The organism is Nocardioides szechwanensis (genome assembly GCF_900103935.1).
GTDB classification, from domain to species: Bacteria; Actinomycetota; Actinomycetes; order Propionibacteriales; family Nocardioidaceae; genus Nocardioides; species Nocardioides szechwanensis.
Genome location: NZ_FNIC01000002.1, coordinates 117,109 through 137,134, shown reverse-complemented (window position 1 = coordinate 137,134; position 20,026 = coordinate 117,109). Strand labels below are relative to the sequence as shown.

The window sequence follows — 20,026 nt, the reverse complement described above, 5'->3', positions numbered from 1 at the left end:
GCGTTCACAGCTCGGGGCTCCCAGCAGGAGGCATGTTCTGGATGTAGGTGTCGAACCAGGGCCCGTTGCCGAGCGTGTTGGCGAACACGCGGTAGAACGGCGCCATCAGCCGGAGGCTGTTGTCGATGTTGTCCTCGTTCTTGTTCAGGACGTCCAGGACCTCTTCCAGCTTGAGCAGCGCCGGCTTCAGATCGGCCCGGGACTGGCGCACCAGCGCGGTGAGCTCGGTGGACAGCGTCGTGGTCGAGACCAGCAGGTTGTGGACGGCCTGGCGTCGGGCAACCAGCGCGCGGAAAAGGACGTCGGAGTCCTTCATGAGCCCGATGATGTCCTGGTCGCGCTCGTCGAGAACCTTGGAGACGCGGTCGAGGTTGCCCAACAGGGAGTTGATCTGCTCGTCGCGAGCCGCGATGTTGCGCGAGAGGGCGGAGACGCCGCTGAGCGCGGAGCGGAACTCCTCGGGCGTGTTGCGCGACAGGTCGGCGAGCGTCGTCATCGACTTGGCCAGCTGGTCGGTATCGATCTCGGAGGATGTCTCCGCCAGGCCGGAGAACGCGTCGACGGCGTCGAACGGCGAGGAGGTGCGCTCGATCGGGATCTCGCTGCCCTCGTCGAGCTGACCGTCACCGGCCGGCTCCAAGGCGAGGTACATCGCACCGAGCAGCGTCTTGACCTTGATCGCGGCATGCGTCTCGTCACCGAACGGGGAGTCGGTCTTGACCCGGAAGGTCACCCGCACGTGGTCGCCTTCGAGCTCGACCTTCTCGACCTTGCCGACGCGGACGCCGGCGATGCGGACCTCGTCGTTGGCCTTCATGCCACCGGCCTCGGTGAACGACGCGTAGTAGGTGTCGCCCCCGCCGATCAGCGGGAGGTCCTGGGCCTTGAACGCGGCCAGGAGCATCAGGACGAGGACAGTCAGGCTGGCCACCCCGATGACCACGGGGTTGCGCTCACGGAAGGGCTTGCTCATCGGTGGTTCACCCCAGATCACACCTTGCGGCGGCAGTGTTGTAGTTGACCGGCACGGTGATGTTGCCGGGCAGCTTGACCTTGCCTTGGAAGTTGCACAGGTAGAAGTTGAACCAGGAGCCGTAGATGGCGGTGCGCCCGACCTTGTTGAGCTTGATCGGCAGCACCTGGAGCGCCCGGTCGAGCTCGCCCTTGTTCCTCGCCACGTTGGTCGCGAACCGGCGCAGCTGCTTGATGTCCTCGACGAACGGCGGGCGGATGCCCTTGACCAGTCCGGCGGTCTGCACCGACAAGGCGGAGATCTGGTCGAGCGAGGACAGGATCGCCTCGCGGTCGTCGTTGAGACCGGACACGAATGTCCGGAAGCTCGTGATCAGGTCACTGAGCTGGTCGTCGCGGTCGGCCAGGTGGTCGAGCACCTGGTTGAGGTTGACGATCAGGTCGCCGATGACCTCGTCTCGCTGCGCGAGGGTGGTTGTGATCGAGGCGGTGTGCCCCAGGAGGCTCTCGAGGGTGCCACCCTCGCCCTGGAACACCTGGACGATCTCGTAGGACAGCTTGTTGATGTCGTCGGGCGAGAGTGCTTGGAAGAGTGGCTTGAACCCATTGAAGAGCACCGTCAGGTCGAGCGCCGGGGAGGTCTGCGACGCCGGGATGGTGTCACCCTCCTCCAGCTCCTCGGACTCGCCGATCTCCTGGGTGAGCGAGATGTAACGCTGGCCCACGAGGTTGCGGTAGCGGATCGAGGCGTGGGTCGACTCGTTGAGCAGCGTGCTCTCCACCACGTCGAAGCTGATCAGCGCGCGGTTGCGGTCGATGATCTCGATGTCCTTGACGGAGCCGACCTTCACCCCGGCGATGCGGACGTCGTCGCCCTGAACCACTCCAGTGGCGTCGACGAACTCCGCCTTGTAGACGCGGGTCGCGCCGAACGAGAGGTTGCCGATCGTCACGATGAGCACGCCGGTGAGCAGCGTCGTGATCACGATGAAGATGATCAGCTTCACCATGTCGCTGGCGGTGCGCTTGTCCAAGATAGCCATCAGCGGAGGCTCACCTCAGCTCCACGCGCCATGGGCGCCACGAGCAGGACGCTCAGGTCGGAGACTTCGCTGGCGGAGACGCCGAAACCCCGGCTCATCAGCTCCTTGAGCAAGGCGGACTCCTCAGCGCTTCCGGGCTCGCCTGCCCCGTCAAAGTCGTAGAAGGGCGAGACCCTCGACGTGCCCTTGCCGGTGGGCTCGTCGACGCCGTCGTTGAAGTCGGGCTGGTGGCGCACGGGGTTGGACTGGCTCCACGGCGGGTTGGGCAGGTGGAGGCAGGTCGGCCCGCGGTCGGTGTCGGTGCGCGGCTTGTCCTGCGGGTTGTAGCCGCGAGGCTGGCGGGGCAGCGTCTCGAGCACGATGTGCAGGGTGAAGCCGCGGAACGCCTCGGCCTGGAGCTTGCCGGCGTTGACGATCCCCTCGGTGAGGCAGGGGAAGCCCGGGGCGTACTTGGCGAGCACCTCGAGCTGCGCTGCGCTCACCTCGCCGAGGCGGGTGATGTTGTCGCCGTTGTCGGCGAGGAAGGTGCGGGCCGTCTCGGAGAAGGCTGCGATGTCCTTGAACAGGGCATTGAGCTTCACCGAGCGGTCCTCCAGCGTGCCGGTGGTGGTGATCGAGTCCTGCAGGATCTGCGCCACCTCGGGTAGTACGTCGCTGTAGATGTCGGAGACCTCGGCGGTCAGGCGCAGGTCCTCGACGAGGCCGGGAATCTGCGGGTTGAGCTGCTTGAGGTAGCCGTCAACGGTCTCGAGGTTCTCGCCGATCTGCTCGCCGCGTCCCTCGAGGGCGGTGGCCAGGGCGTTGAGGGTCAGGTTGATCTCGGCCGGCTGGACCGCCCGCAGGAGGGGGTAGAGGTCGGCGAGGACCTTCTCGACCTCGATGCTGACCTCGGTGCGCTCGATGGTGTCACCGGTCTGGATGTGGTCGGCCGCGGGCTGCTCGGGAACGACGAGCGAGACGTACTTCTCGCCGAACAGCGTCTTCGGCACGATCGACCCGGTGACGTTGGCCGGGATGGTGTCGACCTCCTCGGGGAACAGCCCGAGCGTCAGCTGCGCGCCGTCGGCTGCCGTGTCGAACTCCAGGACCTCACCCACGATGACCCCGCGGATCTTCACGTCGGCGCGCGCGGGCAGCTGGAGACCGATCGACGAGGTCTGCAGCGTGACGCGGTCGTAGTCGACGTACTTCTTGGTGAAGATGCTGTAGGTGGCGTAGACGCCAGCCACCAGCAGTACCAGGAAGGCGACGCCGAGGACCTTGTGGTTGCTGAGGATCTTCATGAGCTCACCCCGCCAATCTCACGGTAGTGGTCGTGCCCCAGATGGCCATCGACAGGAAAAGGTCGATCACGTTGATGGCCACGATGCTGGTGCGGACCGCGCGGCCCACGGCCACGCCGACGCCGGCCGGACCGCCGGAGGCGTTGTAGCCGTGGTAGCAGTGGATCAGGATGACGACGACAGCGAAGACCAGGACCTTCCCGAAGGACCACAAGACGTCACCGGGTGGCAGGAACTGGTTGAAGTAGTGGTCGTAGGTGCCGCTGCTCTGGCCGTAGAACTGGGTGACGATCAGCCTGCTCGCGAAGTACGACGAGAGCAGGCCGACGACGTAGAGCGGCACGATCGCGATCAGCCCGCCGACGACGCGGGTCGCCACCAGGAACGGCATCGAGGGGATGGCCATCACCTCGAGGGCGTCGACCTCCTCGGAGATCCGCATGGCGCCGAGCTGCGCCGTGAAGCCGCAACCCACGGTGGCGGCCAGCGCGATGCCGGCCACCAGCGGCGCGATCTCACGGGTGTTGAAGTAGGCGGAGACGAAGCCGGAGAAGGCCGCGGTGCCGAGCTGGTTGAGGGCGGCGTAGCCCGACAGCCCCACCTGGGCGCCAGTGAAGAACGTCATGCCTGCGATGACGCCGACCGTGCCGCCGATGATCGCCAGCGACCCCGAGCCGAGGGTGACCTCGGCGAGGATCCGCATGATCTCCTTGGGGTAGCGCTTGATCGAGCGCGGCACCGCACGCAGCACGCCGATGTAGAAGGCGAGCTGACCGCCGAGGTCGTTGAGCGACCCCAACGGCTTCTCGTAGACAGCCTTCATGTTCGCCATGTCGTCAACCCGTCTTCGGTGGGACGACTTGGAGGTAGATGGTGCTCATCACGAAGTTGACGACGAAGAGCATCAGGAAGGTGATGACCACGGACTCGTTGACCGCGTCACCGACGCCCTTGGGGCCGCCGCCGGCGTTCATGCCCTTGTAGCAGGCCACGATCGCAGCGATGAAACCGAAGACGATCGCCTTGAGCAGCCCGACCCACAGGTCCGGGAGCTGGGCGAGCGCGGTGAAGCTGGCGAGGTAGGAGCCCGGGGTGCCGTCCTGGAGCATCACGTTGAACACGTAGCCGCCCGACACCCCGACGACGCTGACCATGCCGTTGAGGAAGAAGGCGACCAGCATGCAGGCGAGCACCCGCGGGACGACCAGGCGCTGGATCGGGTCGATGCCGAGCACCATCATGGCGTCGAGCTCTTCACGGATCTTGCGCGCGCCGAGGTCGGCGGCGATCGCGGACCCACCGGCACCCGCGATCAGCAGGGCGGTCGCGATCGGGCCTGCTTGCTGGACCACCGCCAGCACCGAGGCCGAGCCCGTGAACGACTGCGCCCCGAACTGCTTGATCAGCCCGCCCACCTGAAGCGCGATGACCGCGCCGAACGGGATGGCCACCAGCGCCGTCGGAATGATGGTGACGGACGCGATGAACCAGGCCTGCTGCAGGAACTCCCGCAGCTGGAATGGTCGCCTGAAGAGGGCCCGCCCGACGTCGAGACCGAAGGCGAAGAGCTTGCCTGCGGTGCCGACGGGGGCGAGAACCCGCGTCGCAGTGGATGCCAAGAGAGTCGTGCCCCCCGTCAGCTTCCGATGGTCATGTTCATGTTCTCCTGGAAAGAGCCAGGAGGAGGGGTGATGCCGTTCTCGCGGCACCAGACCCCGGGCTCACGCTGGCTGCGCCGCGGGATGCCGTTGGACGGCTCCTGCTGGAGAGGGATCGGCGGAAGCGGTGGCAGCTCCTGGCCCTTCTCCGCCTCGAGCTCGTCGGCGTCCTTCTCCTCGGACATGCCGATGGGGCCGACGCGCTGGGCGTTGAGGAACTGGCGGACCACTGGCTCCTCGGAGGACAGCAGCATCTCGCGCGGGCCGAACATGGCCAGGTGCCGGTGGTAGAGCAGCCCGATGTTGTCGGGCACCGTGCGGGCCGTGTTGACGTCGTGGGTCACGATCAGGAACGTCGCGTCGATCTGGGCGTTGAGGTCGATGATCAGCTGGTTGAGGAACGACGTGCGCACGGGGTCGAGACCGGAGTCGGGCTCGTCGAAGAGCACGATCTCGGGGTCGAGGACCAGGGCACGGGCGAGGCCCGCGCGCTTGCGCATGCCGCCGGAGATCTCACCGGGCAGCTTGTCCTCGGCACCGAGGAGACCGACGAGGTCCATCTTCTCCATGACGATGTCGCGGATCTCGGACTCGGACTTCTTGGTGTGCTCGCGCAGCGGGAAGGCGACGTTGTCGTAGAGGTTCATCGAGCCGAACATGGCGCCGTCCTGGAACAGCACGCCGAACAGCTTGCGGATCTCGTAGAGCTCCTTCTCGGAGCAGCTCGCGATGTCGGTGCCCTCGATGAGGATGGAGCCCTTGTCCGGCTTGAGCAGCCCGATCAGGGTCTTGAGGAAGACCGACTTGCCGGTGCCCGAGGGGCCCAGCATCACGCAGATCTCTCCGGCCGGGATGGTCAGCGAGACGTCACCCCAGATGAGCTGCTTGCCGAAGGACTTGCTCAGGTCGTCGACCTTGATCTCTACGCCCATGTCATCTCTCTCCCCTCGACCCGACCCATCGGCCGCGTGCGAACGTTGCGGCGCACACTTCGCACTCGCCAGTAACAACGGTGTTACCGGCGCGAGGTTACGCGGCTTTGTGCTCCCCGTCACGACCGGGACAGGTTCCGAGATCAACGCGTGACGGCACGTCACCTGCACAAACTTATTCACGAACCCTAAGTGGGGGTGACTACTCCCGGCGGCCGGATCGAACGCGGCGTCCCCGGACACAGCTGTGGGCGGCCACCTCTCGCGAGGTGGCCGCCCACAGCGGCAGAACAGGTGCCCGTCGGAGCTGGTGTCAGCCTCCGGCGAGCGGGCGGGTCACTTGAGGGTGACGGTGGCCCCGGCGCCCTCGAGGGCCTCCTTGGCCTTCTCCGCGGTGGCCTTGTCGACCTTCTCGACGACAGCCTTCGGCGCGGCCTCGACCAGCTCCTTGGCCTCCTTCAGGCCGAGGGAGGTCAGGGCGCGCACCTCCTTGATGACGTTGATCTTCTTGTCGCCGGCAGCCTCGAGGATGACGTCGAACTCGTCCTGGGCAGCGGCCTCCTCGCCACCGCCGGCGCCGCCGGCAGCAGGGGCGGCAGCAACCGCGACGGGGGCAGCAGCGGTGACGCCGAACGTCTCCTCGAACTGCTTCACGAACTCGGAGAGCTCGATGAGGGTCATTTCCTTGAACGCGTCGAGCAGCTCGTCAGTGCTGAGCTTCGCCATGGTGGCGGTTCCTTCCATTCGGTGGCCCGCCGTGGTTGGCGGCGGACCTGGTTTCAGGTGGTGGGTAACCGAGGGCCTGGATCAGGCCTCGGTGGCTTCGCCCTCTTCAGAGGTCTCGGCCTCGGCAACGGGGGCCTCCTCGACTGCGTCAGCAGCCTCGGGGGTCTCGTCGCCAGCGGCCTCGGTCTCGTCAGCGGGGGCCTCCTCGGCCGGGGCGTCAGCCTCTGCCGCGGGAGCCTCCTCGGCGGCGACTGGCGTGCCAGCACCACCTGCGAGGATCGAGGGGTCCTGCTCGGCCTTCGCCTGGAGTGCACCGGCGAGCCGGGCAGCCTGGGCGAGGGGGGCGTTGAGCAGGTAGACGGCCTGGCTGAGCGAAGCGAGCATCGCGCCCGCAAGCTTGCCCAGGAGCACCTCGCGCGACTCGAGATCGGCCAGCTTGGCGATCTCGTTCGCGTCGAGGATGTTGCCGTCCAGGACTCCACCCTTGATGACCAGGGTGGGGTTGGCCTTGGCAAAGTCACGCAGACCCTTGGCCGCCTCGACGACGTCGCCCTTGATGAAGGCGATCGCGGTCGGGCCGGTCAGCAGGTCGTCGAAGCCGGAGATGCCCACCTGGTTGGCGGCGATCTTGGCCAGCGTGTTCTTGACCACGGCGTAGTTGGCGTTCTCACCGAGGGAGCGGCGAAGGTTCTGCAGCTCCTTGACGGTGAGACCGCGGTACTCGGTCAGCACGGCACCAGCGGCGTCGTTGAACGAGTCAACGATCTCCGCGACGGCGGCTTCCCTGTCTGCCCGCGCCATGGGTCTCCTTCCGGACTGGGAGACCGACGCCCGGTCCGTCGAAATGACGAACGCCCCGAGCACAGATGCTCAGGGCGTGGACTTCACGGCGGGCCGTGGGGTCTTGCTCTGTCACCTGCGCGGGCCGTCCGCATCTCTGCGGCACCTTCGGTCTGGCTGCTGATGCAGCCGGACAACCGGCGGTCTCTGGATTCAGGTACGAACTGTACGGCGGTGCGAGGCGGGCGCCAAATCGGGTCAGGTGAGCAGCCGGGTGGGCGTGCCGGCCAGCCACGCGGCGACGTCCTCGACCGCCTCGGCGAAGTAGGTCCGGTAGTTGGCGGCGGTCACGTAGCCGAGGTGGGGCGTGGCGAGTACCTGGGGCAGCGACCGCAGCGGGTGGTCGGTCGGCAGCGGTTCCTCGTCGAACACGTCGAGCCCGGCTCCCGCGATCCGGCCCGCGCGGAGAGCGTCCAGCAGCGCGTCGGTGTCGACGAGACCCGCGCGCGAGGTGTTGACGAGGTACGCCGACGGGCGCATGGCCGCGAGCTCGGGCGCACCGACCAGGCCGCGGGTGCTGTCGGACAGCACGAGGTGGAGCGTCACCACGTCGGCGGCGGCCATCAGCTCCGCGAGGCTGCCCGCCCTGCGCGCGCCGGCCTCGGCCGCGCGCTCGTCGGTCAGGTGGGGGCTCCAACCGAGCACCTCCATGCCGAACGCCCTGCCGATGTCGGCCACCCGGCGCCCGATCTTGCCGAGCCCGACCACGCCGAGCGTCGCGCCGGCCAGGTCCACGCCGACCGTGCTCTGCCAGGGACCGCCCTCCCGGAACGCCGTGGACTCGGCGCCCAGGTGGCGCACCAGCCCCAGGACCAGCGCCCAGGTCAGCTCGACCGGCGGCGTCGAGCGGCTCGTCGTACCGCAGACGGCGATGCCGCGCTCCCGGCAGGCGTCGAGGTCGATGGCGGCGTTGCGCATCCCACTGGTCACGACCAGCCGCAGCTCCGGAAGCCGGTCGAGCAGCGCACTCGTGACCGGGGTCCGCTCGCGCATCACGATGACGACCGCGGCGCCGGCCAGGGCGTCGACCAGGGTCTCCCCCTCCAGGTGCTCGCTCACCGACGTCACCTCGGCCCCGTCGAGCAGTGACCAGTCGGCGTACGACGTCGCGACCTGCTGGTAGTCGTCGAGGATCACGCAGCGCATGTCGCCCAGCCTCCCAGAAGCACGAAGGCCCGCCCCCCTGACGGGAGACGGGCCTTCGCGGTGAGGCTGTGGGAGAGGCGGCGCTCAGGCCTGGCCCTCCTCCTCCGCGGCGACGTTGCGCACGCGGTTGGGGTCGACCTGGACGCCGGGGCCCATGGTGGTCGACACGGTGACCTTGCGCAGGTAGCGGCCCTTGGAGCTGGCCGGCTTGAGACGCAGCACCTCTTCGAGGGCGGCGGCGTAGTTCTCGGCCAGCTGGGCCTCGGAGAACGACGCCTTGCCGATGATGAAGTGCAGGTTGGCGTGACGGTCGACGCGGAACTCGATCTTGCCGCCCTTGATGTCCGAGACGGCCTTGGCGACGTCGGGCGTCACGGTGCCGGTCTTCGGGTTGGGCATCAGGCCGCGGGGGCCGAGGACGCGGCCGAGCCGGCCGACCTTGCCCATCATGTCGGGGGTCGCGACGACGGCGTCGAACTCGAGCCAGCCACCGTTGACCTTCTCGATCAGCTCGTCGCCACCGACGACGTCGGCGCCGGCCTCGCGGGCGGCGTCAGCCTTGTCGCCGTTGGCGAACACCAGGACGCGGGCGGTCTTGCCCGTGCCGTGGGGGAGGTTGACCGTGCCGCGGACCATCTGGTCGGCCTTGCGCGGGTCGACACCCAGGCGCATGACGACGTCGACGGTCTCGTCGAACTTCTTCTTGCTGCCGGACTTGGCGATCTTGATCGCGGCCAGCGGGGCGTAGAGCTCGTCCTTGTCGAAGCTCTCGGCCGCTGCGCGGTAGGTCTTGCTGCGCTGCATATCTGGTTCTCTTCTCTATCCAGGTGTGGTCACGTGGGCCAGCGCGGCCCTGCCACGTATTTCGGTTGGTGCAGTGGTGCCGGGATCGGCGGTCAGTCGGTGGTGACGCCCATGGAGCGGGCAGTCCCCTCGACGATCTTCATCGCGGCCTCGACGTCGTTGGCGTTGAGGTCGGGGAGCTTGGTCGTGGCGATCTCACGGATCTGGTCCTTGGTGAGCTTGCCGACCTTCTCCTTGTGCGGGACGCCGGAGCCCTTCTTGAGGCCGGCGGCCTTCTTGATCAGCTCGGCGGCCGGAGGCGTCTTCGTGATGAAGGTGAAGGAGCGGTCCTCGTAGATCGTGATCTCGACGGGGATCACGTTGCCGCGCATGGCCTCGGTCTGGGCGTTGTACGCCTTGCAGAAGTCCATGATGTTGACGCCGTGCGGGCCCAGCGCGGTTCCGACGGGCGGGGCGGGCGTCGCGGCGCCGGCCTGCAGCTGCACCTTGACCAGTGCGGCGATCTTCTTCTTGGGAGGCATTCGTTGTTCTTTCTCTTCGTGTGGTCATGACGGGGGCGGAAACCCCCTGCCACTGATCTGTTGCTGAGCAACCGGGCCATTCTTCCGCGTATCGCGCGGAAGGTGAAATCGGGCTCAGCTGGTCTGGCTTGCTGTTGCTCTGTCTGCTCAGACCTTCTGGATCTGGCTGAAGCTCAGCTCGACCGGGGTCTCCCGGCCGAAGATCTCGACGAGGGCCTTGACCCGCTGCGCCTCGGCGTTGATCTCGGTGATCGTCGCGTGCAGCGTGGCGAACGGTCCGTCGACGACCATCACCGAGTCGGAGATGTCGAAGTCGGCGACCTCGATCTGCTTCTTGGCGGTCGTGGAGCCACCCTTGGTGGGCGTGCCTGCGGCAACGGCCTCGGCCTCGGCCTTGGCGATGACGCTCGGCGCGAGCATGTTCTCGACCTCGGCCATGCTCAGCGGGACGGGCTGGTGGCTGTGGCCGACGAAGCCGGTCACCGAAGGGGTGTGGCGAACCGCCGACCAGGACTCGTCGGTGAGGTCCATGCGGACCAGGACGTAGCCGGGGAGCGCGGGCTTGGTGCGGGTGCGGCGCTGGCCGTTCTTGATCTCGACGACGTCCTCGATGGGGACCACGATCTCGTGGATGTAGTCCTCCATGTTCAAGGAGATGATGCGGTTCTCCAGGTTGGACTTCACCCGGTTCTCCATGCCGGAGTAGGTGTGGACCACGTACCAGTCACCCGGCTTGGCCCACAGCTCCTCGCGGAAGGCCTCGAGCGGGTCGACCTCGGCGTCCTCGTCCTCGTCGGCGCTCTCGTCGGCACTCTCGTCGGCGGGGTCGCCGGAGTCCGCGGAGTCCTCGGTGTCGTCGGAGTCGTCGGAGTCGGTCTCGGCCACAGCGTCGTCGACCACAGCGTCGTCGGCGTCGGTGTCGTCCGCGGGCGCCTCGTCGGCGTCGTCGGCCGCCTCGACGTCCGAAGCGTCCTCGACAGCATCCGGCGCGGTCGCCTCGTCCGTCTCCGGGGTCACCTCGGCGTCCGCCGCCTGCGGCGTCTCCTCGGTCTCGACCTGCTCGTACTGCTCCGACACGTGTTGCTCCATCACCTTGTGCGTTGGTTGTGCTCTTGGCTCGTCCTGCTGCCGCCGCGGCTGCGACGGCCGGGTCAGATGTCGTCCCCGCCGGTGAACACGGCGAAGGCGAGCTTGCCGAGCCCGAGGTCGAGGGCCGCGATCAGAGCCATCATCACGATCACGAACGTCATCACCACGATGAAGTAGGTGATCAGCTGCTCCTGGGTCGGGTAGACGACCTTGCGCAGCTCTGCGACGACCTGCCGGTAGAACGTCGGAAGGCTGGTGCGCTTCGGGGCCTTGCTGTCGCGGGAACCGCCGACTGCCTTGCTGTCCGACACCGCCCTCACCTCTCCTTCGTCATGCAGGCCTAGGTCGACCTGTCGTGCTGCTGATGCTGCCTGTCACTGCAAATGCGGGTTCTGCAGGGCACGAGGGACTTGAACCCCCAACCTTCGGTTTTGGAGACCGATGCTCTGCCAGTTGAGCTAGTGCCCTCCGTGAGCTCCCACCTCGCGCCACCTGAGGTGCGGGCGCGCGAAAGCATGTGGAAACCACCAAACGTGGAGTCTACGGGGAAGCCGAAGGCCACGTCCAAACGCCTCCGGGCCACCGCCCGATCGCGCCGTATCTCGGGTGAGACCCGGTGGGCGACGCCTCTACGATGACAGACATGTCAGACGCGCCCGCACCTCAGCCCTCCTCCAGCAACCCGCGCGACCGCCGGGTCTCCCACCGGATCGGTGCCATCGCCGAGTCGGCCACGCTCAAGGTCGACGCCAAGGCCAAGGCGCTCAAGGCCGAGGGCCGGCCGGTGATCGGCTTCGGTGCCGGCGAGCCCGACTTCGCGACGCCCGGCTACATCGTCGACGTGGCGGCCGAGGCCTGCCGCGACCCGCGCAACCACCGCTACACCCCCGCCGGGGGCCTGCCGGAGCTCAAGAAGGCGATCATCGCGAAGACCAAGCGCGACAGCGGCCTCGAGGTCACCCCGGCCCAGGTGCTGGTCACCAACGGTGGCAAGCAGGCCATCTACGCCGCGTTCGCCGCCATGATCGACCCCGGCGACGAGGTGATCGTCCCGGCGCCGTACTGGACGACGTATCCCGAGGCCATCCAGCTGGCCGGCGGCGTGGCGGTCGAGGTGCTCGCCGACGAGACCCAGGACTACAAGGTCACCGTCGAGCAGCTCGAGGCGGCGCGCACCGAAAGCACCAAGGTGCTGCTGTTCGTCTCGCCGTCCAACCCCACCGGAGCGGTCTACACCTCCGACGAGATCCGGGCGATCGGCGAGTGGGTCGAGGAGCACAACCTCTGGGTGCTCACCGACGAGATCTACGAGCACCTCGTCTACGACGGGGTCGACACCGGCTCGATGCCGGTCCTGTGCCCCTACCTCCAGGACAACTGCGTCGTGGTCAACGGTGTCGCCAAGACCTACGCCATGACCGGCTGGCGGGTGGGCTGGATGATCGGGCCCGCCGACCTGGTGAAGGCCGCGACCAACCTCCAGTCGCACGCCACGTCCAACGTCGCCAACGTCTCGCAGCGGGCCGCGATCGCCGCGCTCGAGGGCGACCTGTCGGCCGTCGACGAGATGAAGACCGCCTTCGACCGGCGCCGCAAGACCATCGTGGCGATGCTCAACGAGATCGACGGGGTCATCTGCCCGACGCCGCTGGGCGCGTTCTACGCCTACCCGTCCGTGAAGGGCCTGCTGGGCAAGGAGCACGACGGTCAGCTCATCGAGACGTCCGCCGACCTCGCCACCTACATCCTCGACAAGGCGGAGGTGGCCGTGGTCCCCGGTGAGGCGTTCGGCTCGCCCGGCTACCTGCGGCTCTCCTACGCGCTCGGCGACGACGACCTCGTCGAGGGCGTTACCCGCCTGCAGAAGCTCTTCGCCTGAGTGAGAGACCTCCACGCTCTGCCCAAGGCGCACCTCCACCTGCACTTCACGGGGTCGATGCGACACGCGACCCTGCTTGAGCTCGCCGAGCGCGACGGCATCGTGCTGCCCGACTCGCTGGGTGCCGAGTGGCCACCGCAGCTGAGCGCGGCGGACGAGAAGGGCTGGTTCCGCTTCCAGCGCCTCTACGACGTCGCGCGCTCGGTCCTGCGCACCGAGTCCGACGTACGACGTCTGGTGCTGGAGGCGGCCGAGGACGACGTCCGTGACGGCGGCCGGTGGCTGGAGATCCAGGTCGACCCGAGCGGCTACGGCGCCCGGTTCGGGGGGATCACGGCGTTCACCGACCTGGTCCTGGACGCCGTGCGCGACGCCTCCGCGCGCACGGGCCTGGGCATGGCCGTCGTGATCGCCGCCAACCGGACCCGGCACCCGCTCGACGCGCGCACGCTCGCCCGCCTGGCCGGGCAGTACGCCGGTCGAGGGGTGGTCGGCTTCGGGCTCTCCAACGACGAGCGGCGCGGGACCACCGCCGACTTCGCCGGCGCCTTCGCGATCGCGGAGCGCTCCGGGCTGCTGCTCGCCCCGCACGGCGGTGAGCTGCTCGGGCCCGCGAGCATCCGCGCCGTCCTCGACTCCCTCCACGCCCATCGGCTCGGCCACGGGGTGCGCGCGTCCGAGGACCCCGCTCTGCTCGACCGGATCGTCGAGGCCGGTGTCGCACTAGAGGTGTGCCCGGTCAGCAACGTGGCTCTCGGCGTCTACAGCGACCTGACCTCCGTGCCGCTGCCGACCCTGCTGGAGGCCGGCGCGACCGTCGCCCTGGGCGCCGACGACCCGTTGCTGTTCGGCTCACGTCTGGCGGGCCAGTACGCGACGATGCGCGCCGCGCACGACCTCACCGACGAGACGCTGGCCGAGCTCGCCCGGATGTCGGTGCGGGCCTCACGCGCGCCCGACGACGTACGCGGCCGCACCCTCGCCGACATCGACGCCTGGCTCGCCGACTCGCCCTCCTGACCCCGGACCTCGTTTGCCGCCCGCGTCACTGGGAAGATGCTCTGCGTGACCAACGACGGCCAGCCAGACCCGGACGAGACCCAGCCGTTCGTCTCCCCCTCCGGCCCCGAGCAGCCCGGGCCGAGCCAGCCTCCGGCGCCGGAATGGCCCAGCTACGCCCCGCCGCCGACGCCACCTCCGAGCACACCGCCCTACGGCGCCCCGGAGCCGCCGGCGTACGGCCAGCCGCCGGCCCAGCCGCCGTACGGGCAGAACCCCTACCTCCAGCAGCCGCCGGCGCCATACGGCGCGCCGCAGTTCGCCGGCTACGGGGCGCCGGTCCCCGGCTACAGCTACGCGCAGAGCCACGGGCGGGCCACCACCTCGATGGTGCTCGGGATCGTCGCGCTGGTCGGGATCCTGGCGACGCCGTTCTGCTGCATCACGCTGCCCGCGATGTTCGCCGGGCCGTTCGCGATCTGGACCGGCGCGACCGCGAAGCGCCAGATCGACCAGAACCCCGCCGCCTACAACAACCGCGGGCAGGCGGTGGCCGGCTTCATCATGGGCATCGTCGCCAGCGTGCTGGCGGTGCTGATCATCATCGTCATCGTCGTGTTCATCGGTGCCACCGACTGGTCCGACACCTCGTCGTACTAGCTAGCTAGAGCTCGCAGCCGACGAGCACCGGCTCGTTGACGAGCCGGATCCCGAAGCGGGCCTCGACGCCGTCGCGCACCTCGCGGGCCAGGTCGAGCAGCTCGGTGGTCGTCGCGCCGCCGCGGTTGGTGAGCGCCAGCGTGTGCTTTCGCGACAGGGCCACCGTGGCGGAGCCGTGGCCCTTGGCGAAGCCGGCGTGCTCGATCAGCCAGGCGGCGCTGGTCTTGACGCCGTCGTCGGCGGGCCAGGCCGGGGCGCCGTCGGGCAGGGCGTCGGCGGCGACGACGGGGTTGGTGAAGAACGACCCGGCGCTCCAGGTGTCGTGGTCGTCAGCGTCGAGCACCATGCCCTTGCCGCGGCGCAGCTCCAGCACGGCCTCGCGTACGTCGGTCAGTGGCGCGCGCTGCCCGGCGTCGACCCCCAGGGTGCGGGCCAGCTCGGCGTAGCCCACCGGGGCACCGAGGTCGCCCTGGGCGAGCTGGAAGGTCACGGACAGGACGACGTGGCGTCCCGGGTCGGCCTTGAAGCGGGAGTGGCGGTAGCCGAAGCCGCAGTCGGCGTTGGCGAAGGTGCGCGCGACCTTGAGCGTCCGGTCCCAGACCCGCACCGACGCGACGGTCTGGGAGACCTCCTGGCCGTAGGCGCCGACGTTCTGGATCGGGGTCGCGCCCACCGAGCCCGGGATCCCGGAGAGCGCCTCGATGCCGACCCAGCCCCGCTGCACGGCGGTGGCGACGAAGCCGTCCCACGGCTCCCCCGCGGCGACGGTGACGAGCACCCCGCCGCAGGAGGCGTCGTCGCCCTCGACGTCGGCGCTGACCCCGGTGGTGGCGACCTTGACCACGGTGCCGGCGAAGCCCTCGTCGGCGACGACCAGGTTGCTCCCGCCGGCCAGCACCAGCAGCGGCTCGCCCGCCGCGTCGGCGGCCGAAACGAGCTCCACGAGCCGGTCCTCGGTGGTCGCCGTCTCGAAGCGGGCCGCGGGACCGCCCAGCCGCAGCGTCGTGTGGTCGGCGAGCAGGTCAGGCACGGACGACGGCCTTGGGCATGCCGAGCACCTTCTGGCCGTCACACGTGACGGTCAGGACGACGGTGGTCAGGCCGTCGTCGGTCCCCTTCACCTCGCCGGCCACCTCGACCTCGACGCCGCCCTCGGGGGGTACGACGACCGGGCTGGTGAACTTGCAGCCGAAGCTGACCACCTCAGCACCTGGGAACCAGTCGCCGACCGCCCGGGCGGCGAGCGCCATCGTGTACATGCCGTGGGCGATGACCCCCGGCAGGCCGACGCTCCGGGCGACAGCCTCGTCCTGGTGGATCGGGTTGTGGTCACCGCTCGCCTCGGCGTAGCGGGCCAGGTCGGCGCGGGTGATCGTGAAGGTGCGGGTCTCGAGGGTCATGCGTCGGCCCCCCGGTGGACCAGCGTGGCCGAGGTGCGGCAGACGACCGCGCCACCGGCGTCGGCGATCTCGCTGGTGGTGCCGATGATGTCGTTGCCGCCGATCTGGCGCAGGCTCGCGACGCTCAGCGTCGCGCTCAGCACGTCACCGGGGACGACCGGCCGCTCGTAGGCGAACTTCTGCTCCCCGTGCACGATCCGGAACAGGTCGATCGACTCCGCCGCGAGGAACGCGTTCATCGCGTCGAAGGCCAGGACGATGGGGAACGTCGCCGGCGCCGGGCCTCCGTCGTACTGCCCACCGGTGGCGGTCACGAACGCGCGGACCTGCTCCTCGGTGACCTCGTGGGGTCGCGTGGGCGGGAAGCAGCGACCGACGAGGGACTGGTCGACTGGCATGTCACCAACCTAGTGGGCGGGATTCGGGCAGAAATGCACGAACCCGCCGCGGGTCGCGACGGGTCGGCGGAGTCGGCTCGCTCCGAGCGAGCCTGGGTGGTGCAGCGTTCAGCGGGTCTCGCGGTGCGCAGTGTGCTTGCGGCAGCGCGGGCAGAACTTCGCCAGCTCCATCCGGTCAGGGTCGTTGCGGCGGTTCTTCTTGGTGATGTAGTTGCGCTCCTTGCAGTCCACGCACGCGAGCGTGATCTTGGGGCGAACGTCGGAGCTCTTGCTGGCCACGGGAAGTCCTTTGTCGATTTCAGTGTCTTGCGTAGCGGGGGCGGGACTCGAACCCGCGACACCACGATTATGAGCCGTGTGCTCTAACCACCTGAGCTACCCCGCCATGAAAAGGGTGAGGCGACCAGTGTGGAGCCTTGACCCAGAGCCCCTTTACGGAATCGAACCGTAGACCTTCTCCTTACCATGGAGACGCTCTGCCGACTGAGCTAAAGGGGCAACGACGGAGAACGATACACAGGGGGTCATCGGTTGGAGAAATCGGTCGGGACCCGCCTGGAAATGGGGCGATTTCAGTCCTGGATCCGAGCCCACGGACGGGCCTCCTCCAGCTCGTAGGCGAGCTCGAGAAGGGTGGCCTCGCGGCCCGCTCCGGCCGCGAACATCATGCCGTGGGGCATCCCGTCGCCGGTCGTCGCGAGGGGCAGGGAGATGGCCGGATCGCCGGTCGCGTTCTGAAGCGGCGTGAACGCCACCCACTCGACCAGACGGTCCATGATCGTGTCGTAGTCCTGGGTCGGGTCGAGGTGGCCGACCTTCGGCGTGCGCGCGGCGAGCGTCGGCGTCAGGATCACGTCGTACTGCCGGAAGAAGGCCTCGGAGAGCTTGCGGCTCTGCTTGATCCGGCGGATCGCGCCGGGAAGCCGGTGGAGGTTGCCGCGGGAGTGCGCGTCGAGGCCGAGGGTGAGGTTGTCGAGGCGGTCCGGCGCCCAGGTGCCGCGGTGGCGGCGGCGGCCGGTGCGGACCAGGAACATCGCCAGCAGCGACCAGTAGAGGAGGAAGTCGTCGCGGAAGCCGTCAGGCACGATCAGGGTGTCGACCGGCTCGACCTTGTGGCCGAGGTCCTCGAGGAGCCTCCCGACGTCCTCGGTGAGCGCGGCCACCTCCGGGCTCGCCCCGAAGCCCATGCCGCTGGTGTTGAGGGCGACGCGCAGCCGGCGCCGGCCGGGCCGGGTGATGTCACCGATGGGCGGCAGGTGCAGGGCGCGGTAGACCTTCTCGGCCTCGCGGAAGAACGCCGCGGTGTCGCGGACCGACCGGGTGAGCACCCCGTCGGAGACGATCCGCACGGGCATGTCCCGCATGACCTTGTCCTGGGCGAGCCGGTCGCGCGTGGGCTTGAGGCCGACCAGCCCGTTGACCGCGGCGGGGATCCGGATGGAGCCGCCGCCGTCGTTCGCGTGGGCCAGGGGTACGGCGCCCGCCGCGACCATGGCGGCGGAGCCGGCCGAGGACGCGCCCGCGACGTGGTCGGTCGACCAGGGCGAGCGGACCGCACCGAGGCGGGGATGCTCGGCGGCCGCGGAGAAGCCGTACTCCGAGAGCTGGGTCTTGCCGAGCGGGAGCAGCCCGGTGGCGAGGTACATGCGCGCGAAGTCGCCGTCGCGCGGCTGTGGCTTCGCGGTGTAGGAGTCGGTGCCTTCCTGGGTCGGCATGCCCTGGACGTTGACGTTGTCCTTGATGAGCGTGGGGACGCCCGCGAAGTAGCCGGCGTGGGGGTCGCGGGCCTCGGCGCGGGCCCGGTCGTAGGCCCGGAAGGCGAGCGCGTTGACCTCGGGGTCGACCCGTTCGACGCGGGCGATCGCGGCTTCGACGACGTCGGGGACCGAGACCTCTCCGCGGTGCAGGGCCTCGACGAGGCCGACCGCGTCGAGCTCTCCCAGGGCGTCGTCGGTGAAGGCGTGCACACGGGTCATGGCGTCAAGGTACCGGCGCGGTGGGGTCACAGGAGGAGAGCGACGAGGGCTGGGAGCAGCAGGCTCATGGCCAGTGCCGTCAGGCCCATGGACAGCCCGGCGAACGCGCCCTCGGTCTCGTCGTCGGCGAGCATCCGGGAGGCGCCGATGCCGTGCGACACCGCACCCTGGGCGAGGCCGCGGGCGCGATGGTCCTTGACGCGGAGCAGGTTGAGCACGGCCGGGCCGGCGACCGCGCCGAGGATGCCGACCAGGATCGCCAGGACCGCGGCGAGCGCCGCGATCCCCCCGTTGCTCTCGGCCAGCGCGATCGCGACCGGCGTGGTGGCCGCCTTGGGGGCCGTCGTACGGGCCAGGAGGTCGTCGCCGCCCAGCACGCGCACGAGCAGGATCGCGCTGGCGATCGAGACAGCCGCGCCGAGCGGGATCGCGACCAACATCGGCACCACGAAGCCGCGCAGCCGGTGGGCCTGCCGGTGCAGCGGGATCGCCAGCGCCACCGTGGCCGGGCCGAGCCAGAAGACCAGGATCTCGGTGCCGTCGCGGTAGTCGGCGTAGTCGAGGTCGATCGCGGTGATGACCCCGCCGACCACGACGATCGCGACCAGCACCGGCTGGGCCAGGGCGTGGCCGCCGGTGAGGTCGCGGACCTCGCGACCGAGCCGGTAGGCGGCCAGCGTCAGCAGCAACACGAACAGCGGCGAGTGGACGAGCCACTCCCACGTCTCGCTCACGTCGTACGCCGCTCGGGCAGCCAGCGCTCTAGCAGGACCGTGGTCCAGCCGACGACCGCGAGGCCGATCAGCCAGGAGCCGACCAGCGCCACCGCGATCGGCAGGACGTTGTCGCGGATCGTCGCGAGGTAGGTGACCACCCCGACCCCGGCCGGGATGAAGAACAGCTGGAGGTGACGCAGCAGCCCCTGCCCCGCACGTACGACGGTCGCGTCGTCGCCGGCGTCGCGCAGCCTCAGCAGGACGAACAGGATCAGCATGCCGACCACCGGGCCGGGCACGGGCACGTCGAGCAGGCGCACCAGCACCTCACCCGCGAGCTGGCAGGCCAGGAGCCAGGTGAGACCGGTGATCACGCGCGCCCTCGACGGTGACACCCGACGAGGTGCGGGTCGAAGAGGCCGATGGCCTCGCTCAGGGCGTGCATGGTGGTGGGCCCGACGAACGCGAAGCCCCGCTTCTTGAGCGCCTTGGAGAGCGCGACCGACTCCGGGGTGGTCGTGGCCTGCTCGGCGGTCGACTCCGGCGCCGGCGGCACCTCGGGCCGGAACGTCAGCACGAACGACTCGAGCCCCTCGGCCTCGCGCAGGGCCACCGTGGCCTGGGCGTTGACGATCGTGGCCTCGATCTTGCGGCGGTTGCGCACGATCCGGGGCTCCTGCATGAGCCGCTCGACGTCGCCCTCGTCGAAGGCGGCGATCGCGTCCGCGTCGAAGCCGTGGAAAACCTCGCGGAAAGCCTCGCGCTTGTTGAGGATCGTCGACCACGACAGCCCCGACTGGAACGCCTCGAGCGTCAGCCGCTCGAGGTAGGCGGCTTCGCCGCTGACCGGGTTTCCCCACTCCGTGTCGTGGTAGTCGCGCATCACCCCGGGCGCCCCCGCCCACGGGCACCGCAGCACGCCGTCGTCACCCTCCACCGGTCCCGTCATGCCCGGCATCCTCCCACCGCCGAGTCGGCCCCAAT

24 protein-coding genes and 3 tRNA genes are annotated in these 20,026 nt (G+C 69.2%); 3 read left to right on the top strand and 24 right to left on the bottom strand.

What is annotated here, in order from left to right:
- Window positions 1-4: 4 nt before the first annotated feature.
- From BLR90_RS05910 to BLR90_RS05845, 14 genes are all read right to left on the bottom strand, one after another.
- The gene (locus tag BLR90_RS05910) at window positions 5-973 is read right to left on the bottom strand and encodes an MCE family protein (RefSeq protein ID WP_091023521.1); all 969 of its coding nucleotides are present in this window, start codon (window positions 971-973) and stop codon (window positions 5-7) included.
- Window positions 974-980: 7 nt separating this feature from the next.
- Complete coding sequence (locus tag BLR90_RS05905) at window positions 981-2,015, bottom strand: MCE family protein (protein WP_091023519.1); 1,035 nt, start codon at window positions 2,013-2,015, stop codon at window positions 981-983.
- Window positions 2,015-3,298, bottom strand: coding sequence for an MCE family protein (locus BLR90_RS05900; protein ID WP_091023517.1), 1,284 nt, complete (start codon window positions 3,296-3,298; stop codon window positions 2,015-2,017). The genes BLR90_RS05905 and BLR90_RS05900 overlap by 1 nt, the downstream gene beginning before the upstream one ends.
- Window positions 3,299-3,302: 4 nt before the next feature.
- A complete protein-coding gene (locus tag BLR90_RS05895; RefSeq protein WP_091023515.1) occupies window positions 3,303-4,130 on the bottom strand; it encodes an MlaE family ABC transporter permease in 828 nt (275 codons plus the stop codon).
- A 4-nt stretch (window positions 4,131-4,134) separates the two neighbouring features.
- The gene (locus BLR90_RS05890; RefSeq protein ID WP_091023513.1) at window positions 4,135-4,917 is read right to left on the bottom strand and encodes an MlaE family ABC transporter permease; all 783 of its coding nucleotides are present in this window, start codon (window positions 4,915-4,917) and stop codon (window positions 4,135-4,137) included.
- 17 nt (window positions 4,918-4,934) lie between these two features.
- Entirely contained in the window at window positions 4,935-5,888 is a 954-nt protein-coding gene (locus BLR90_RS05885) for an ABC transporter ATP-binding protein (protein ID WP_091023511.1), read from the bottom strand.
- A gap of 336 nt (window positions 5,889-6,224) precedes the next feature.
- Window positions 6,225-6,614, bottom strand: coding sequence for a 50S ribosomal protein L7/L12 (gene rplL, locus BLR90_RS05880; RefSeq protein ID WP_091023509.1), 390 nt, complete (start codon window positions 6,612-6,614; stop codon window positions 6,225-6,227).
- A gap of 81 nt (window positions 6,615-6,695) precedes the next feature.
- Window positions 6,696-7,415 (bottom strand): 50S ribosomal protein L10, encoded by a 720-nt coding sequence (gene rplJ, locus BLR90_RS05875; RefSeq protein WP_091023507.1) that lies wholly within the window; start codon window positions 7,413-7,415, stop codon window positions 6,696-6,698.
- 237 nt (window positions 7,416-7,652) lie between these two features.
- The gene (locus BLR90_RS05870) at window positions 7,653-8,600 is read right to left on the bottom strand and encodes a D-2-hydroxyacid dehydrogenase family protein (protein ID WP_091023505.1); all 948 of its coding nucleotides are present in this window, start codon (window positions 8,598-8,600) and stop codon (window positions 7,653-7,655) included.
- 84 nt (window positions 8,601-8,684) lie between these two features.
- Entirely contained in the window at window positions 8,685-9,404 is a 720-nt protein-coding gene (gene rplA / locus BLR90_RS05865) for a 50S ribosomal protein L1 (protein WP_091023503.1), read from the bottom strand.
- Between the two features lie 92 nt (window positions 9,405-9,496).
- Complete coding sequence (rplK, locus tag BLR90_RS05860; protein ID WP_091023501.1) at window positions 9,497-9,925, bottom strand: 50S ribosomal protein L11; 429 nt, start codon at window positions 9,923-9,925, stop codon at window positions 9,497-9,499.
- Between the two features lie 147 nt (window positions 9,926-10,072).
- The gene (gene nusG, locus BLR90_RS05855; protein WP_245715179.1) at window positions 10,073-11,002 is read right to left on the bottom strand and encodes a transcription termination/antitermination protein NusG; all 930 of its coding nucleotides are present in this window, start codon (window positions 11,000-11,002) and stop codon (window positions 10,073-10,075) included.
- Window positions 11,003-11,076: 74 nt separating this feature from the next.
- Complete coding sequence (secE, locus tag BLR90_RS05850) at window positions 11,077-11,325, bottom strand: preprotein translocase subunit SecE (protein WP_091023498.1); 249 nt, start codon at window positions 11,323-11,325, stop codon at window positions 11,077-11,079.
- An 84-nt stretch (window positions 11,326-11,409) separates the two neighbouring features.
- Window positions 11,410-11,482, bottom strand: a tRNA-Trp gene (locus tag BLR90_RS05845).
- Between the two features lie 175 nt (window positions 11,483-11,657).
- On the opposite strand from BLR90_RS05845, the gene BLR90_RS05840 reads away from it, so the two are divergent.
- From BLR90_RS05840 to BLR90_RS05830, 3 genes are read left to right on the top strand one after another with little or no spacing between them, the layout of a single operon-like run.
- On the top strand, window positions 11,658-12,893 hold the full coding sequence (locus BLR90_RS05840; protein WP_091023497.1) for a pyridoxal phosphate-dependent aminotransferase: 1,236 nt from the start codon (window positions 11,658-11,660) through the stop codon (window positions 12,891-12,893).
- Window positions 12,894-13,913, top strand: coding sequence for an adenosine deaminase (locus BLR90_RS05835; protein WP_091023495.1), 1,020 nt, complete (start codon window positions 12,894-12,896; stop codon window positions 13,911-13,913).
- Between the two features lie 45 nt (window positions 13,914-13,958).
- Window positions 13,959-14,552, top strand: coding sequence for a DUF4190 domain-containing protein (locus tag BLR90_RS05830; protein ID WP_143016122.1), 594 nt, complete (start codon window positions 13,959-13,961; stop codon window positions 14,550-14,552).
- A gap of 4 nt (window positions 14,553-14,556) precedes the next feature.
- Here the strand turns inward: BLR90_RS05830 and BLR90_RS05825 are convergent, their stop codons facing one another.
- The 10 genes from BLR90_RS05825 to BLR90_RS05780 form a co-directional block, all read right to left on the bottom strand.
- A complete protein-coding gene (locus BLR90_RS05825) occupies window positions 14,557-15,582 on the bottom strand; it encodes a UDP-N-acetylmuramate dehydrogenase (protein WP_091023492.1) in 1,026 nt (341 codons plus the stop codon).
- Complete coding sequence (locus BLR90_RS05820; protein ID WP_091023490.1) at window positions 15,575-15,952, bottom strand: MaoC/PaaZ C-terminal domain-containing protein; 378 nt, start codon at window positions 15,950-15,952, stop codon at window positions 15,575-15,577. The genes BLR90_RS05825 and BLR90_RS05820 overlap by 8 nt, the downstream gene beginning before the upstream one ends.
- The gene (locus BLR90_RS05815; protein ID WP_091023488.1) at window positions 15,949-16,350 is read right to left on the bottom strand and encodes an FAS1-like dehydratase domain-containing protein; all 402 of its coding nucleotides are present in this window, start codon (window positions 16,348-16,350) and stop codon (window positions 15,949-15,951) included. The genes BLR90_RS05820 and BLR90_RS05815 overlap by 4 nt, the downstream gene beginning before the upstream one ends.
- Window positions 16,351-16,458: 108 nt before the next feature.
- Window positions 16,459-16,629 (bottom strand): 50S ribosomal protein L33, encoded by a 171-nt coding sequence (gene rpmG, locus BLR90_RS05810; protein ID WP_170254266.1) that lies wholly within the window; start codon window positions 16,627-16,629, stop codon window positions 16,459-16,461.
- 32 nt (window positions 16,630-16,661) lie between these two features.
- Window positions 16,662-16,735: transfer RNA gene (locus BLR90_RS05805), tRNA-Met, on the bottom strand.
- A gap of 40 nt (window positions 16,736-16,775) precedes the next feature.
- A tRNA-Thr gene (locus BLR90_RS05800) sits at window positions 16,776-16,848 on the bottom strand.
- A gap of 74 nt (window positions 16,849-16,922) precedes the next feature.
- Window positions 16,923-18,326 (bottom strand): amidase, encoded by a 1,404-nt coding sequence (locus tag BLR90_RS05795; RefSeq protein WP_091023484.1) that lies wholly within the window; start codon window positions 18,324-18,326, stop codon window positions 16,923-16,925.
- A gap of 26 nt (window positions 18,327-18,352) precedes the next feature.
- Window positions 18,353-19,060, bottom strand: coding sequence for an LrgB family protein (locus BLR90_RS05790; RefSeq protein WP_091023482.1), 708 nt, complete (start codon window positions 19,058-19,060; stop codon window positions 18,353-18,355).
- Window positions 19,057-19,416, bottom strand: a complete 360-nt coding sequence (locus BLR90_RS05785; RefSeq protein WP_091023480.1) for a CidA/LrgA family protein — start codon at window positions 19,414-19,416, stop codon at window positions 19,057-19,059. The genes BLR90_RS05790 and BLR90_RS05785 overlap by 4 nt, the downstream gene beginning before the upstream one ends.
- Complete coding sequence (locus BLR90_RS05780; RefSeq protein WP_218029374.1) at window positions 19,413-19,991, bottom strand: DNA-3-methyladenine glycosylase I; 579 nt, start codon at window positions 19,989-19,991, stop codon at window positions 19,413-19,415. Before BLR90_RS05780 ends, BLR90_RS05785 begins: the two co-directional genes overlap by 4 nt.
- Window positions 19,992-20,026: the final 35 nt, after the last annotated feature.